Origin of the sequence: Paenibacillus sp. FSL E2-0151 (assembly GCF_037993015.1) — a bacterium.
Classification (GTDB): Bacteria; Bacillota; Bacilli; order Paenibacillales; family Paenibacillaceae; genus Paenibacillus; species Paenibacillus amylolyticus.
Map to the genome: position 1 here is coordinate 3717920 of NZ_CP150308.1, position 14501 is coordinate 3732420.

Sequence of the window (14501 nt, forward strand, 5' to 3'; positions counted from 1 at the left end):
GCGGTTTTGGGCAACCAAACTGAACTGGTTGTCCAAAACCAATTAAATTTGAACCAACTTCACAATATTATTAGAAAAGAGGGTATGGAATGAAAGATAAATCTAAATTCGCAATATGTCTTCTGATGGCAACGGGATTAACTCTGACTTCAAACGGTATTTTTACATCTAAATCAATTGCGGCTAGTGCTGTACTTGCTGATCAGGAAACAAATAAACAGGCAAAGGAGGAGCTTGATATTTTTGAAAGCGCATCCAAATCGAATACCAATCTGATAGGCTGGCAAGTGAAAGGAAAAGGTGGATTAGAGGATACTTCAGAAGGAATCTTGCTGACTTCACAGCCTAAAGAAAATGTAATGGCCATCTCAGAGACAGTGTCCGATGATTTTATCTATGAAGCTGATGTCATGATCAGGGATACGAAGGCGGATGCAACATTGTTGTTTCGATCTAATGAGGATGGATTTAGCTCGTACATGCTACAAATCGTTCCGGAAGCAGGTCTGATTCGGTTAAGAGATGCAAAAAATGGAGATGGGAAATTAAAGGAGGAGCGTAAAGTTTCTGTTGAAATGGGGCAAATCTATCATCTCAAAGTGAAGGCAGTGGGTTCCTCGCTAAAAGTATATTGGGGCAATCAATATAAACCATTAATTGATGTTCAGGACATTTCGTATCAAAGCGGACAGCTTGGACTCCATGTATGGGATGGATCCGCCTTGTTTTCGAACATCGTGGTGAGCGATCTGAAAGGTAATTTGGGGACGGTGATTTCTAACAAGGGAAAATGGCAGCCTGATATCAACGGCAAAAGAGGGACGGTAGAACAGGGGAGTATAGCACAGCAAATCTATAACAAAGAGGCGACTGATATGGTTTATGAAGGGAACATTACCCTTCGTCCTGATTCTATTGCAGCTCTCGCATTTCGATCTTCAACCGATGGAGCTGAAGGATATGAAGCTACTCTTACGAAGGAAGGAGATCAGGTCCGTGTAAGTTTGACGAATACAAAAGGAACAGTAATTGCCAGTTCGCAACGTACTTATCCGAGTCAGATGGGAGCCAAACATCATGTGGAAATCAAGGCAAAAGGAGATCGAATTCAGGTCTTCCTGGACGGATACACTACGGCCGCGATTGACGTGAAAGATTCAACCTACAGGAGTGGAAGTACCGGAATCGTCGTAAAAAAGGGGACGGCTTACTTCCAGGATACTTATGTGACGGAACTGAGCCAATATTACAATGAGATATATCGTCCACAATATCATTACACGCCAATACGTGGTTCAGCGAGTGATCCGAATGGACTTGTCTACTTCGAAGGAGAATATCATCTCTTCCATCAGGATGGAGGAACATGGGCGCATGCGGTAAGTAAAGATATGCTGAACTGGAAACGGCTTCCGATTGCACTTCCCTGGAATGATCACGGACATGTCTGGTCTGGGTCGGCTGTTGCGGATATGACAAATGCATCTGGTTTATTCGGAGATTCAGGAGGCAAGGGCCTTATTGCATATTATACTTCCTTTAATCCAGATAGCCCGAATGGGAACCAGCGTATAGGTCTGGCTTACAGTAAAGACCAAGGTCGTACTTGGGAGTATTCGAAGGAACGCCCGATTGTGATCGAGAACCCGGGTAAGAGCGGAAATGAAGCTGGGAATTGGGATTTCCGCGATCCGAAAGTGATCCGTGATGATGAGAATAACCGCTGGGTTATGGTTGTGTCCGGAGGAGATCATATTCGTTTCTACACGTCAGCGAATTTACTTGACTGGACATTGACAGATAATTGGGGATATGGGGATTACGTACGCGGAGGCGTATGGGAATGCCCGGTTTTGTTCCAACTTCCGGTAGACGGAACGTCACAGAAGAAGTGGGTTATGATGATCAGTACAGGAGCGAATCCCAAAACAGGTGGATCAGATGCCGAGTATTTTATCGGTCATTTAACAGCTGATGGTAAATTCGTGAACGATAATCCGGCGGGTAAGGTGTTAAGAACAGATTTTGGTAAAGAATTTTACGCTTCGATGTCTTTCGCTAACATGCCTGATCATCGCACAGTGATGATGGCGTGGATGACGAATTGGGACTATCCGTTCGCTTTCCCAACGTCCAATTGGAAAGGTGAACTAACCATTCCGAGAGAAGTATCATTGGTAACAACCAAAGATGGAATTCGGATGGTGCAAAGTCCAATCGAAGAATTGGAATCACTGCGTAAACCTTTGTATTCTGCTTCTAACAAGTCGGTGAGTCCTTCTTCCGGGAATCTGTTAAAAGGTATTATTTCAGGTGCTTACGAAATTGAAGCTGAAATTGAAATCCCTAAAACCAGCACAGTGACCGAGTTTGGCTTTAACATTCGTGAAGGTGCAAATCAGAAGACGGTCGTGGGTTATAAGGCAAGTGATAGTCGTATGTTTGTGGACCGAACTGCATCCGGTGAAACGGATTTTTCTAATCTTTTCAGTAAGAAACATGAAGCGCCTACGCAAATGGAGAATAATCGGATCAAGATGCGTATTCTTGTGGATGAATCTTCTGTTGAAGCCTTTGGTAACAACGGCAAAGTCGTCTTTTCAGATGTAATATTTCCGGATCCTGCTAGTAGAGCGATGAGTTTTTACGTGAAAGGTGGGAATGTGAACGTTGTTTCCTTGAAAGTGCATCAGCTTCAATCTGTCTGGAATGAGGACATTCCTTCAAAAGCTCAAATAAAGATGGATACGAGCGTTCGGGAACTGGGGGTAGGCGAGTCGGATACACTGGAGGCGATGGTCGAGTACGGACCAGGTCTAGGCGTTCAACCGCTTAAGTGGAATTCCAGTAATAACGAAGTAATAACCATAGATTTGGTAGACAATTCACATGCAGTTATTAAGGCAAAAAAAGAAGGGGAATCCACAGTCACTGTATCTACTCCGAATGGTAAAGCTTCCAGTAGTGTGCTCGTTAAAGTCTCAGGTGGCGAGTTCCGGACAAACCTGAGTGGATGGACTAAAGATCTGTCTGCTGCTTCATGGTTAGTTAGTGAATATGGGATTCGTGGTAAATATTTTAGCGATGCGAATTATATTGCCAAAGAGAAGGCTGGGAATTTTACGTATGAAGCAGACATGTTGCTCGGTGAAACAGGAGGGGCAGGTTCTATTTTGTTCAGGGCTAGCGAAGATGGTCGCAGTGGTTATTATCTGAATCTAGACCCTAACATGAAGGCCATTCGTCTGTTCTATAAAATCAATGGAGGATTTGAAGAACGTCAGGTTCTTGCAAAAGTACCAACGTTCATTCAGCCAAATCATACGTATAAGGTGAAAATAGAAGCGAATGGTCCGCATATTGTCGTTCACGTGGACAGTCAAAAAGTGATAGATATCATGGATGGTACTTTTGCAGAAGGCCACTTTGGACTGAATGTATTTGGCGGCTCCGCATCTTATCAGAACGTCAATGTGAGCAACGGTGAACCTGCAAACATCACCAAGTCCAGTCTTATAAATGCCGCAACACAGAAATCCATTTATACCGTGAACCTTGTCAACGGGGAGCCGGTTACCTTGCATGATGCAAGTGCAGCTTCCATCCAGAAGTGGGTATTTGTTCCGACAGGTGACGAAGCAGGTTCGTATTCAATTCGTACTACGGCCGGTCAGACACTTGATCTGGATATAGGGCAAAACAAACTTCAGCTGTATCATTACTTAGGGTACAACAACCAGCGTTGGGTCCTTCACGAGAACAAAGACGGATCCGTTCATATTACTTCAGCTCATCATCAAAAAGCATTAGAAGTATCGGAAGATGGGACCGAACTCTTCCTAAGTGAACTGAATCCATCACTTGATCGACAAAAGTGGATATTAACGAAATAATAAATTTATTCCATGATGGCGTATCTCATAGATATTCCAATAAAGAAATGTCGTGGGACGGGAACATGTTCAATTCAAGTCGCTATTATAGCGGCTTTTTTCTTTTAACGAAACGAGAGGGATCAATCATATATTATATTTTTTCCTTCTTCACTTAGTTTTCTCAAAGATGTAATCATGTGATTAATCTCTTCTTCAGAGTGTCTTTCCCATGAAGCTAATTCAGCTATTATTTTAAGTGGCGATTTAGATCGATATGAACGTGTTGGGTTTCCAGGAAACTTTTTATCAGTTACGTTTGGATCACTTTCAAAATCTCCTAAAGGTTCTACAATGTAGATTCTTTCTTTTGCATTAGATCTTGCCAATTCAGCACCCCATTTGGCAGCATTTAATGTTGCAGTAAAGTATATATGGTTAGAATTTTTTTCTTGGTAATTTGATAAGAACTGTGGTTCTAATAAATCACCAATTTGCAGTTCTGCTTTTGTACCATGAAAAAAAGGACCTTGGTCTATGATCACTTTTTTGTCATCCATAATGATCCACCTCTTTTTTAGTTTTGTATTTAGCAGTATAGTGTAGGAATTTCAAAAAAAACAGTCTATAAAAACATAAAAAATAACGGTATAATTTAAGTAGAGAGAACGATACTGAGTCCAATAACCCAAGTTTAAGAAAGCAGCCGATCAGCGTGATCGGCTGTTTTTGTTTAACTAACGAGCAGGTTAAAAGATAATCCGTTCAAGGCAGGTCTCTGTCCTGGATTATAGAGTAATGTTGTAATGTCAGAGAATATAGTTGATAAGCATTATCATTCATGATATATTGTTAACCAATAAACTAAATATAAGAATTTATTTAGAATAACTCTATTTTTAAAAGAATATTTTTGTTTACAAGTAAATAAGGAGCGATCAAAGAATGATCTCAAAAGATCGAACAAAACAGTTGCTTTATGACCAATTTATCCGTTTTTTACATGTGTATGAGAACCACAAGGATACAGAAATCGAGCATTTCCTAAGTATCGCCCAGCGTGAAAGCATCGAGAAAATCCCTCAGCATTTGACCGCGGTTCATATGATAGATTGCATAGGCAAGCATGAGCCAATTAACAACACGGGTATTGCCGAGGCAATGAATTTGTCCAAAGCAAGTATCACCAAAATTGGCAACAAACTGCTCGAGGAAGGATTCGTCAAACGTACGAAAATGAACGACAACAAAAAGGAGAGCTATTTCCGGTTGTCACCGCAAGGCAAAAAGATCTTTGAACTGCATGAACGTCTGCATATACATGAGGCTGAGCGCTTCTATCGTACTCTCGACAAATATTCGGAAACGGAGCTAAAAGTAATCCATCAATTTCTTCAAGACAGCAGTATAAATATTGAATCCAGATAGAACAAAGGAGAGTGAAGCATATGAGTCTGGCGGAATTGATCAGGGAGCGCAGGAGTATTCGTAAATGTAACTCTACGCCGGTGGACCAGGAGTTGGTTGTTGAACTACTGCGTAAGGCTATACGGCTTCAACCATTTGTTGAGTCTGGCTCATGGCGTGTAGTATATGCCGGAACTCCAGAAGCACGCAAACGGTTGGTGGACTGCATGCTGGAACAGATGTCACAAAGCAAGCTCGGCAAGTTGATTCCAGGGAAACTTCTGGATGTTTTTAAAAAGAGATTTACCGATATTCCTGCCCACGTCATTGTTATGTCGACTGTAGGACCGAATCGTCTGACCAATGACCGCAATTATGCGGCTGCCTGCGGGGTGATGCAGAGCTTCCAACTGCTGGGCTGGGAACGAGGGTTAGGAATGTTGTGGGATACAGAGTCCATGATTCAGCATGAAGGGTTCTTCAATGGAATTGGCTTACGTGAGGATGAAAGATTTGTTGGTATTCTTCATATAGGGTATTACGACAAAGCGCCAAGAAGTCGGAAAAGAACACCAGCCGAGCAGAAGTGGACCGTATTGCGAGGACAGTTTACATAGAAGAGGAGGATATGAAAATGAAATTGTCAGATTTGGAAGGAGACATGGACGGTCCGAGTGCGTTTTTGGATCAACCGGTATCGCAGGATCTAATCCTTGAGTTGCTCAATCATGCCGTATGGGCGCCAAATGATGGCCTCCGAGAGCCGTGGCGATTTATCTTTGCTGATAACCGGTATGGGGACATCATGCAGGGATTACAGGAGCCTGCCCCTGCATATCTTCTGGTGTTGGTGAAGGAAGAGGCGGATCAATATAAGCGGGAAGAGGACTTTGCAGCTGTCTGCTGCCTAATTCAGAATTTCCGCTTGCTGGCTCATGAGCAAAGTCTGGGTGTGCGCTGTACCTTGCATGACTGGATGTACGACCCGAGCCGTACTGAAATGTTTGGTGTACTAAGTAACGAGCGCATTGCTGCGGTTCTGGAATTGGGATACGGTGCAAATCAGTGGAAAGGAAATACGAAGTTACCTGAGACTCAACTTCATTTTGAACTGCTGTAAGGTGGGAACGATGGGATGAGACTCCAAATGGAAAAAATTGTTTTACAATCATTGTCAGTACGTTATACTACAATCATTAGGTGAATTACTCAATAAAAAAGTGAAATATTGTAATTTATTAGTCACCCACGGCTCGTCATCGTCTTGAGCCACTTATTACATAATAAATATAGGAGGTATGATTATGGTCAAGAAGAAAATGTCCACAGCACTCAGTGCAGCTTTAATCGTTTCTATGCTGGCTACTGGCGTGATAGTCGCTATTCAGGGTACAACAACGTTAGAAGTAGCGAAGTCAGCAGGGGATAAAAAGGTTGAAGTCATTAAATAAAGCATACGTGAGACCTGCTAGAAAGTTAAAAGAACCTCATCTCGGTTAACCCGGCTGAGGTTTTTTTCTGTATCATTAGGCATTGAAAAAATGCAGACCTAAGTCCGTGAACGCTTGACCACCATTTACCTTGACGCAAAGTCCAATCTAATGTATACGGAACTGGAAATGACCAACCAGGAAAAACGGCAATCCAAGCAGTCACAATTAGTTACTTACTACAAAACACCAGATAACGAGTATTAACAGCTCAACATTACGAGAGGTGAGGGAACGCTTAACGCAGGGAAAGATATTAACACTTGGTACCGATTTAACCGTTGGCAATAAAAGATCATACTTCATGAACTTGAATACCAACTTAAGCAAAATCATAAATAGTGGGACAGTTCGAATCAATCTGTATATTGGACCTCTGTCAAGAAAGTGGACACTTACGCTACGGATCTTGCGGTAAATTGCTGTGCAAAACGGGCAGGGGAAAGGTACCCCTACACCAAAACATCATAATTGATTGAGCTTGCTTTCAGGCTCCTCACCATTTTCTACACGTCTTATATTCTTTATAAAGAACTCATATCTTGTTTTATGAAATTTCCGACCATCAGGCATTCCTGCTGTATGGGGAGTAAGTATCACATTACCCAGATTCCGGAGCTCGCTGTCAATCGGAAGCGGTTCAGATTCAAACACATCCAGGCATGCGCCTGAAATATCCCCGTTTTTTAATGCATCAATCAAGTCTCTTTCGTTGACAATGCCTCCGCGGGCTGTATTGATAAAAAGAGTGGTATTTTTCATTTTTTTGAATGCCGCTTTGTTGATCAGCTGTTTGGTTTGCTCATTCAAGGGTACATGTACACTGACTATGTCCGATGTACTTACAAGAGTATCGAAATCCGTCATTTTCACAAAACCATCAGATTGTACAATGGCATTTCTCGCATACGCCAGCACATTCATGTCAAAAACCCTGGAAAACGCAGCTACTTTTTTTCCAATAGCACCCAAACCGATAATCCCAATCGTTTTGCCCTTTAATTCACTCCCTGTATAGTCCAATTGATTTTCATCCATCTTGTTTTTCATGAAAGTATCAAGAAACGGTATGTTTTTATAATAAGACAATATCAGTGCCATGACGTGCTCGGCCACTGCCTGTGCATTCACTCCTCCAGCATTGGCCACCCAAATGCCGCGCTGTGTACAGGCAGGGACATCCACATTATCAAATCCTGCACCTGTCTGTACCAATTTTAATTTTTTTGCGTTAGAAAGCAGACTGTGATCCACTTTAATATGTTCAGGAATGATTACTTGGCAATCTTCAATATGATGCAGCATTTCTTTTCCGGGCGGAACAATTACAACGTTCCAGTCTTGCGGAAAACACCTTGCAATATTTGATTTTGAGGTCTCGCTAAAATAGCCAACGATGAGAATTTTCATTGCTAAACCACCTTTCATAAGCTATACCATTCTTCAAATAAAATCGTTGATGCTCGTCATTTTATCCTTTTAATACAATTTTATCAATAAAATCTCATCACGTTCTATTGAACGGGAATGGAAAAGAATCTAGATAAACAATATACTAGCTATATAGTTTTTTTTGTTGAGGTGAATAGTTCTAATGTCATTCTGTTGTGGATCGTCATACTCGGAATTGGTGGAGGTTTCGCCTTTAGTTTGGCCATGATGTTTTTCGGGTTGCGTACTGAAAATGCGCATCAAGCAGCGGAACTATCTGGCATGGCCCAATCGATCGGATATCTTCTTGCCGCAATCGGTCCAGCCCTTATAGGATATCTGCACGATGCAACAAATAGTTGGAACCTGCCACTTTTCATTCTTCTTGGGGCTTCGGTGTTACTCTTTGTAGTTGGTATAGGAGCAGCAAGTAATCAAAAAATCAATACCATGAAATAATAAAAAGCCCGCAATGACGCGGGCTTTTGTTAGTTTTAACATCAAGTATACATTACCTGCCGGAAATTTCATTCAACGAGATTTCTTGTTCCTCCAGCAGTCGTTTCAGCTTTTGGCGCTGCCGTTTTTCCTTCTGACGGCGCTCTTTGTCCTCAGCCTTTAGAGCCTTGAGCAGGGAGAAACACATACCGATAAGGACAATAGCGAACGGCAATGCGGTTACAATGGATGCCGTCTGGAGGCCAGTTAACCCCCCGCTGATTAGCAGTACTACCGCGATGGAGGACTGCATAATTCCCCAGGTTAATTTCACTCTTGTACTTGGGTCCAGTTTGCCATCTGAAGTGAGCATGCCCAGTACAAAGGTAGCTGAATCAGCCGACGTAATAAAGAAGATCATGATCAGCATTGTGGCGATGAATGCCACGATCGTGCCCAAAGGCAGCTGCTCCAGCATAAGGAATAAAGCGGTTGTCGTATCTTCCTTGACAGCCTCCGCCAGATGAGCGGCATTGAACAATTCCATGTGAAGTCCTGTTCCGCCAAAGACGGAGAACCAGATAAATCCGAAAAGACTTGGAATAACCATGACGTAAATTACAAATTCCTTTATGGTTCTTCCTCTGGATACCCTTGCGATAAAAGTGCCGACAAAAGGAGCCCACGAGATCCACCATGCCCAGTAAAATAACGTCCATGCTCCAATCCAGGTTTCTCTTGAGAACGGCGTCAGTCTCAAACTCATGTTAATAATATTCTGCATGTAACTGCCCAAGGTTGTTGTGAATGTGTCAAATATAAAAGAAGTCGGTCCAGTCACCAATACAAACAACATCAATAACAAAGCTATAACGAGGTTGACGTTGCTCAGAATCTTAATACCTTTATCCAGACCGGAGGTTGCCGAGATTAAAAACAGTACGGTTACAACGATGATAATGACAACCTGAGACAGAGTCGAGTTAGGAATACCGAATAAGTGATTCAGACCCCCGCCGATCTGAAGAGCACCCAATCCAAGCGAGGTCGCAACACCAAAGATGGTGGATATGACCGCCAGAATATCAATAACCTTACCAAGCCAGCCAGCAGCAAGACGCTCACCGATCAGAGGAATAAAGGTGGAACTGATCAGCCCTTTGTATCCTTTCCGGAACTGGAAGTAAGCAAGTGCTAAGCCGATGACGGTATAGATAGCCCAAGGATGCAGCCCCCAGTGGAAAAAGGAATAACGCATTGAAAGTATGGCTGCTTGCGTTGTTTCGGGTACCGCCCCCTCAGGTGCAGATAAATAGTGGGACAGCGGTTCAGCAACTCCCCAGAAAACCAGCCCAATGCCCATACCTGCGCTAAACAGCATGGACAGCCAGGAAACCGTAGAATACTCCGGCTCATCATCGTCATCCCCAAGCCTAATACCGCCAAATCGGCTGAACGCCAGATAAAAAGCAAAGATCAGGAAGAACAGTGTCGCTAGCAAATAAAACCAGCCAAAATTCTGAATAGAGAAGTTGTAGGCAACATTAGCCACATCCGCTAGCTGATCAGGAGCGACGGCTCCCCATATTGCAAACAGTGCAACGATGATAATTGTGATTGTAAATACCATGATGAGACCTCCATTATGTAAGCTTCAGCCAACTGTTTCCTTAGTATGTGCTAGTCTAACTTGTAATATTTCGAAAAGCTAGCTGTTGATAAATTAAAACAAACCGCCATGTAATGAAACACTCAGCGGTTTGTTTTGATCTTGCCTGAATAATATATGGCCTATAATCTCTTGTTAATCTGAGATATTGTATCATCTCATCTAACTAGTTTTATTCATTTATGAAAAGAAATCTGAAGAAGGCTGACTGTCATTGTAAATTTACAGATCCTTCAGATTAAATTGCATGCGTGTAAGCATGTCGGTCATCATTGCAACTTCTTCTTCACTGAAATCCAGTATCATCTGATGAAGAAACTGGTTTCGATCCTGCTTGAAATTGGCGATATGCGTTAGCCCTTGTTCTGTTAACCGGACGAAGGTTTCCCGATGATCGTCAGGGTTTCTTCTTCGTGACACCAAACCGTCTGCTTCCAGTTGCTTCAAATGGCGTGTAACAGCAGCACTGTCAATATGAATGGCCTTCTGCAAATGGCTTTGTGTAACTTCTTCATGAAGATAGAGATGATACAGCAGAACGTATCGTGAGGAACTGATCCCCGTACAACGTTCAAATTTAGGTTTCAACTGATTGCTTATATTTTTAAGTAATATTAATAAGGTTTCTTGTTCCAGCGAACAATTCATGTTTGCCCCTCCTTGAATGGTGCAGAATGTCTTGAAAAGTTTCATGTAACAAGGGCAGATTGCTTCCAAGACATTCAGCAACTAAAGGCAACTATATCACAATGTGGAGAATACTCGCACTATCGCTTTGAATCATGCCCAAAACGTGGTCTCTTCGGCTGGCATACGGTAGGAGGTGTATCCCTCGCTTGCAGCTTTTCCAATTGTCAGTAGCATGACTGGTACATAGCGTTCTTTATCCAAGCCAAACACTTCAGCAATTTGATCTTTTTCATAACCACCGACTGGATTGGTGTCATACCCATGTGCACGGGCAACCAGCATCAATTGCATGGAAACCAGACCGGCGTCAAGCATAATGACATCGTTCATTTCAGCATCGGACATGTTGTTATAGATCGGTTTGAATGCCTTCAACTGAAAGTCCTTAACATCTTGTGGCATTAAGCCATGCTCAACAGCTTTTCCATAGATGTTTTCTGCATAATCGAAGTTGTTTTTGTCCGCAAACACGGCAATGACAGCAGAAGCTTGAGCGACTTTTTCTTTGTTAAAGCGAGACAGTGGGACGAGTTTTTCTTTTCCCTCTGGAGTATCCACCACAAGGAAGCGCCAAGGCTGCATGTTGATGGAGGAAGGGGCAGTGCTAGCTTCATTGATGATTTGAGTCATTTCTTCCCTGCTGATTTTTACGGATGAATCGTATGTCTTAATGGAGCGGCGTCCATAAATAATTTCGTTAAAATCGTTTGTTTGTTGGTATGGTTTCATAATAGTTACTCTCCCTTTATATTTTGTTGAGCTATCAATGTTTGACTAGTCAATTGTTGATAAGTCAAATATAAACGAAAACTAAGTCCATCTCAATAGTTTTTTTTATGTAAAATCATAACAATAAAAGCAACATTTCCAACGATTCTAACTTAACTTTTGCATAATTTTATCCTGGTTGTTTAAAAATGAGTAAGGGTAATATGCATGAACCCCAGTGACTAGATACAAATAAATAATCGGGAATAACATGTAAAAGGATATTAGCTTAGAGGAGTGATACAAAAATGAAAGCAGTTGTGATTAATCAATATGGAAGTAAAGAAGAGTTAGTTGAGCAGGAAGTGAATAAACCGAGGGCAGAAGCCAATCAAGTGGTTGTAAAATTAGAGGCTACATCCATTAATCCAATCGATTGGAAATTAAGAGAGGGTTACTTAAAAGAAATGTATGATTGGGAATTTCCTATTATCTTAGGCTGGGATGTAGCTGGGGTCATAACTGAAATTGGTTCAAACGTTACCAAATGGAAAGTTGGGGATCGAGTATTCAGTCGTCCTGATACAACACGTTTCGGTTCGTATGCTGAATATACAGCAGTTGATGAGCACCTTCTGGCAAAACTACCTGATTCAATCTCATATGAGGAGGCTGCGGCTGTACCTTTGGCTGGTTTAACAGCATGGCAGGTACTGTTTACTCATGGCGATCTAAAAGAAGGTGAAACTGTACTTATTCACGCTGGAGCTGGTGGTGTAGGTATGTATGCCATTCAATTAGCAAAACATGCCGGCGCTCATGTTATTACAACAGCAAGTGAAAAAAATCATGAACTTCTTTACTCGTTAGGTGCTGATCAGGTCATTGATTACAAAAAGGAAAACTTTGAAGAGATTCTAAAAGATATAGATTTAGTGTTTGACACGATGGGTGGAGAAGTAGCTGAGAATAGCTATAAGGTGCTTAAGCCAAATACCGGAAGACTAATTACCATTGTTGGTGAACCCAATCATGATACTGCTAAGTCTCACAATGTATTAGCAAAGGGGATTTGGCTACAGCCAGATGGTGATCAATTGCAGAGAATGGCAGAGCTGATGGAAGAGAACAAGATAAAGTCAATTGTAGGGGCAACATTCCCGTTTAGTAGACAGGGGATTTATGATGCACATGCTTTGAGTGAAACTCACCACGCTGTAGGTAAGATTGTCATTACATTTTAAAAAAGAAGACTGGGAAAAACCGCTAAACATTAAAATTGGCATCTGTCGAGGGACAAAAACATATTCCTATTAAGTCGCTATCTTAGCGGCTTTTTTATATTATCAGTACAAGTTCGTGTCCCGAGCCAAGGACAAGAACTTGTACTGATTGTGATTTAAAAGATTTATGTAAGCAAACTTTGCGTCTCTTTAATAAAAGCGGCGATAGCAGGAGAGATCGCTTCCAAGGAGGGGACTGCTAATCCTATGACACGGTTAATGGAACGGGTAACGGTTTTACCAGGATATTAGCTGGCACAGCCGGTAGTATCATCGAAGGCAATCGTATGGCTAACGCCCGATTGGCTGGTATTTTTCATTTTACACTCGAAGGGCAATTCATTATCATGGATTCAATAGAGCAGATGGAGGTGGGTCACGACGATGATAAATTTGCGAGTCGTTCATTTTATACTGACAGGTTTCTCCATTCAAGTTGGAGAATTCGCGCATGTAACCCTTGAAGATTATTTGCGCCTGACCGAGAATTGGGGGGATGTTCATGATTGAACTGATCAGACACGTTATGGAAGACATGAACAAGCAGCTTGACCGTATCGAGAAGAGTTTGAACTTGCTGAATGATGAACTCATTTGGATAAGAATAAAGGGCTCCATGAATAGCGTCGGTAATCTTTGTTTGCATTTGGCAGGTAACGAATATCAGAATTTCGTTAGCGCGATCGGCAACAGACCGTTCATCCGGACGCGAACCCGTGAATTCACGAAGGACGGGGGAATATCGAGAGAAAAGCTGATTCTTCTTCTTCGGGAAACCAGAAAGGAATCGGAAAATGTTGTAGCTGCGTTATCGAACGACGATTTGTCCCGAGAGGTTATCATTCGCTATGACCGTGAGGATTGGAACCGAATGCATCGAACGAATAGGTGTACTGAAGAAACCTACGATACAAGAGTAATCGGTCGTCTGCTTATCCAGGTATCGGCACACTACGGGTATCACGCAGGACAGATCGTTGTGCTTGCCAAGATGCTGCAAGATACGCAAGAACATGTCACGGGTCAGTACCATTGAGGAGGGCATAGATGGTCATGATCAGACTTGAACCGTTCAAACATCCCGATTCGACAAGAATGGTTCTAACGAACTGGAAGTCGAGAAAACGGAGGATAAGCTTCTGACGAAAGTCCACGCCAACGTGAATCCAATGCTGATGTCCCATGCGATCGCCAACCTTGTGGACAATGCCATCAAATATTCAGGCAGTCCATCGCTAATCGAATTGAAGTTGGAACATACGACAAGCGAGATAGTTATACGGATACGTGATCAAGGTATCGGCATCGAGGGCGATGAGCTGGAGAGAGTGCAGGAACGTTTTTACCGGGCGAAAAATGCAAGCACATCGAACGGTTCAGGTCGATGTAAAAGAACGAATACCCTTTAAAGTCGCTATTTTAGCGGCTTTTTTTGTTGTGAAGAAAAGGCACAAGTGCTTTCGTGGCACAGAGAAGTGGATGACCAAACCGTTGAAATTGTCGGTCTATAGGA

Annotated in this window: 14 protein-coding genes and 1 pseudogene; 10 read left to right on the forward strand and 5 right to left on the reverse strand. The window is 42.3% G+C overall.

Annotated elements, in window-relative coordinates; genetic code table 11:
• Positions 1-89 precede the first annotated feature (89 nt).
• Positions 90-3893 (forward strand): GH32 C-terminal domain-containing protein, encoded by a 3804-nt coding sequence (locus tag MHI55_RS16790; protein ID WP_076253198.1) that lies wholly within the window; start codon positions 90-92, stop codon positions 3891-3893.
• Between the two features lie 122 nt (positions 3894-4015).
• Here the strand turns inward: MHI55_RS16790 and arr are convergent, their stop codons facing one another.
• The gene (arr, locus tag MHI55_RS16795) at positions 4016-4432 is read right to left on the reverse strand and encodes an NAD(+)--rifampin ADP-ribosyltransferase (RefSeq protein WP_047843187.1); all 417 of its coding nucleotides are present in this window, start codon (positions 4430-4432) and stop codon (positions 4016-4018) included.
• 385 nt (positions 4433-4817) lie between these two features.
• Here arr and MHI55_RS16800 point away from each other — a divergent pair, with 385 nt between their 5' ends.
• The 4 genes from MHI55_RS16800 (at position 4818) to MHI55_RS16815 (ending at position 6730) form a co-directional block, all read left to right on the forward strand.
• A complete protein-coding gene (locus MHI55_RS16800; RefSeq protein ID WP_017688279.1) occupies positions 4818-5300 on the forward strand; it encodes a MarR family transcriptional regulator in 483 nt (160 codons plus the stop codon).
• Between the two features lie 20 nt (positions 5301-5320).
• Positions 5321-5896 (forward strand): nitroreductase, encoded by a 576-nt coding sequence (locus MHI55_RS16805; RefSeq protein ID WP_076253199.1) that lies wholly within the window; start codon positions 5321-5323, stop codon positions 5894-5896.
• 17 nt (positions 5897-5913) lie between these two features.
• Complete coding sequence (locus MHI55_RS16810) at positions 5914-6399, forward strand: nitroreductase family protein (RefSeq protein ID WP_076253200.1); 486 nt, start codon at positions 5914-5916, stop codon at positions 6397-6399.
• A 184-nt stretch (positions 6400-6583) separates the two neighbouring features.
• Complete coding sequence (locus tag MHI55_RS16815; protein WP_179087923.1) at positions 6584-6730, forward strand: hypothetical protein; 147 nt, start codon at positions 6584-6586, stop codon at positions 6728-6730.
• Positions 6731-7234: 504 nt separating this feature from the next.
• Here the strand turns inward: MHI55_RS16815 and MHI55_RS16820 are convergent.
• Entirely contained in the window at positions 7235-8197 is a 963-nt protein-coding gene (locus tag MHI55_RS16820) for an NAD(P)-dependent oxidoreductase (RefSeq protein ID WP_340386372.1), read from the reverse strand.
• Positions 8198-8356: 159 nt separating this feature from the next.
• Here MHI55_RS16820 and MHI55_RS16825 point away from each other — a divergent pair.
• Positions 8357-8659 (forward strand): annotated as a pseudogene (locus MHI55_RS16825) (MFS transporter); the annotation flags it as partial.
• Positions 8660-8711: 52 nt separating this feature from the next.
• Here MHI55_RS16825 and MHI55_RS16830 read toward each other — a convergent pair.
• The 3 genes from MHI55_RS16830 to MHI55_RS16840 all read right to left on the reverse strand — a co-directional run bounded on the left by MHI55_RS16830 (position 8712) and on the right by MHI55_RS16840 (position 11726).
• Positions 8712-10268, reverse strand: a complete 1557-nt coding sequence (locus MHI55_RS16830) for a BCCT family transporter (protein ID WP_036671491.1) — start codon at positions 10266-10268, stop codon at positions 8712-8714.
• A 261-nt stretch (positions 10269-10529) separates the two neighbouring features.
• Complete coding sequence (locus MHI55_RS16835) at positions 10530-10955, reverse strand: MarR family transcriptional regulator (RefSeq protein ID WP_036671493.1); 426 nt, start codon at positions 10953-10955, stop codon at positions 10530-10532.
• Between the two features lie 132 nt (positions 10956-11087).
• On the reverse strand, positions 11088-11726 hold the full coding sequence (locus MHI55_RS16840; protein ID WP_036615355.1) for a nitroreductase family protein: 639 nt from the start codon (positions 11724-11726) through the stop codon (positions 11088-11090).
• A 287-nt stretch (positions 11727-12013) separates the two neighbouring features.
• Between MHI55_RS16840 and MHI55_RS16845 the strand changes: the two genes are divergently transcribed.
• The 4 genes from MHI55_RS16845 (at position 12014) to MHI55_RS16860 (ending at position 14397) form a co-directional block, all read left to right on the forward strand.
• Positions 12014-12949: an NADP-dependent oxidoreductase gene (locus MHI55_RS16845; RefSeq protein ID WP_047843194.1), complete on the forward strand. Its 936-nt coding sequence runs from the start codon at positions 12014-12016 to the stop codon at positions 12947-12949.
• Positions 12950-13372: 423 nt separating this feature from the next.
• The gene (locus tag MHI55_RS16850) at positions 13373-13498 is read left to right on the forward strand and encodes a hypothetical protein (protein ID WP_257467838.1); all 126 of its coding nucleotides are present in this window, start codon (positions 13373-13375) and stop codon (positions 13496-13498) included.
• Positions 13491-14024: a DUF1572 family protein gene (locus tag MHI55_RS16855; protein WP_101313845.1), complete on the forward strand. Its 534-nt coding sequence runs from the start codon at positions 13491-13493 to the stop codon at positions 14022-14024. The genes MHI55_RS16850 and MHI55_RS16855 overlap by 8 nt, the downstream gene beginning before the upstream one ends.
• Before the next feature lie 133 nt (positions 14025-14157).
• Positions 14158-14397: an ATP-binding protein gene (locus MHI55_RS16860; protein ID WP_257467845.1), complete on the forward strand. Its 240-nt coding sequence runs from the start codon at positions 14158-14160 to the stop codon at positions 14395-14397.
• Positions 14398-14501 lie beyond the last annotated feature (104 nt).

What these genes read in the sequence shown, in the direction of transcription:
- MHI55_RS16790 (WP_076253198.1), top strand. Translation starts at nt 90, where the DNA reads ATGAAAGATAAATCTAAATTCGCAATATGTCTTCTGATGGCAACGGGA.
- arr (WP_047843187.1), bottom strand. Translation starts at nt 4,432, where the DNA reads ATGGATGACAAAAAAGTGATCATAGACCAAGGTCCTTTTTTTCATGGT.
- MHI55_RS16800 (WP_017688279.1), top strand. Translation starts at nt 4,818, where the DNA reads ATGATCTCAAAAGATCGAACAAAACAGTTGCTTTATGACCAATTTATC.
- MHI55_RS16805 (WP_076253199.1), top strand. Translation starts at nt 5,321, where the DNA reads ATGAGTCTGGCGGAATTGATCAGGGAGCGCAGGAGTATTCGTAAATGT.
- MHI55_RS16810 (WP_076253200.1), top strand. Translation starts at nt 5,914, where the DNA reads ATGAAATTGTCAGATTTGGAAGGAGACATGGACGGTCCGAGTGCGTTT.
- MHI55_RS16815 (WP_179087923.1), top strand. Translation starts at nt 6,584, where the DNA reads ATGGTCAAGAAGAAAATGTCCACAGCACTCAGTGCAGCTTTAATCGTT.
- MHI55_RS16820 (WP_340386372.1), bottom strand. Translation starts at nt 8,197, where the DNA reads ATGAAAGGTGGTTTAGCAATGAAAATTCTCATCGTTGGCTATTTTAGC.
- MHI55_RS16830 (WP_036671491.1), bottom strand. Translation starts at nt 10,268, where the DNA reads ATGGTATTTACAATCACAATTATCATCGTTGCACTGTTTGCAATATGG.
- MHI55_RS16835 (WP_036671493.1), bottom strand. Translation starts at nt 10,955, where the DNA reads ATGAATTGTTCGCTGGAACAAGAAACCTTATTAATATTACTTAAAAAT.
- MHI55_RS16840 (WP_036615355.1), bottom strand. Translation starts at nt 11,726, where the DNA reads ATGAAACCATACCAACAAACAAACGATTTTAACGAAATTATTTATGGA.
- MHI55_RS16845 (WP_047843194.1), top strand. Translation starts at nt 12,014, where the DNA reads ATGAAAGCAGTTGTGATTAATCAATATGGAAGTAAAGAAGAGTTAGTT.
- MHI55_RS16850 (WP_257467838.1), top strand. Translation starts at nt 13,373, where the DNA reads ATGATAAATTTGCGAGTCGTTCATTTTATACTGACAGGTTTCTCCATT.
- MHI55_RS16855 (WP_101313845.1), top strand. Translation starts at nt 13,491, where the DNA reads ATGATTGAACTGATCAGACACGTTATGGAAGACATGAACAAGCAGCTT.
- MHI55_RS16860 (WP_257467845.1), top strand. Translation starts at nt 14,158, where the DNA reads ATGCTGATGTCCCATGCGATCGCCAACCTTGTGGACAATGCCATCAAA.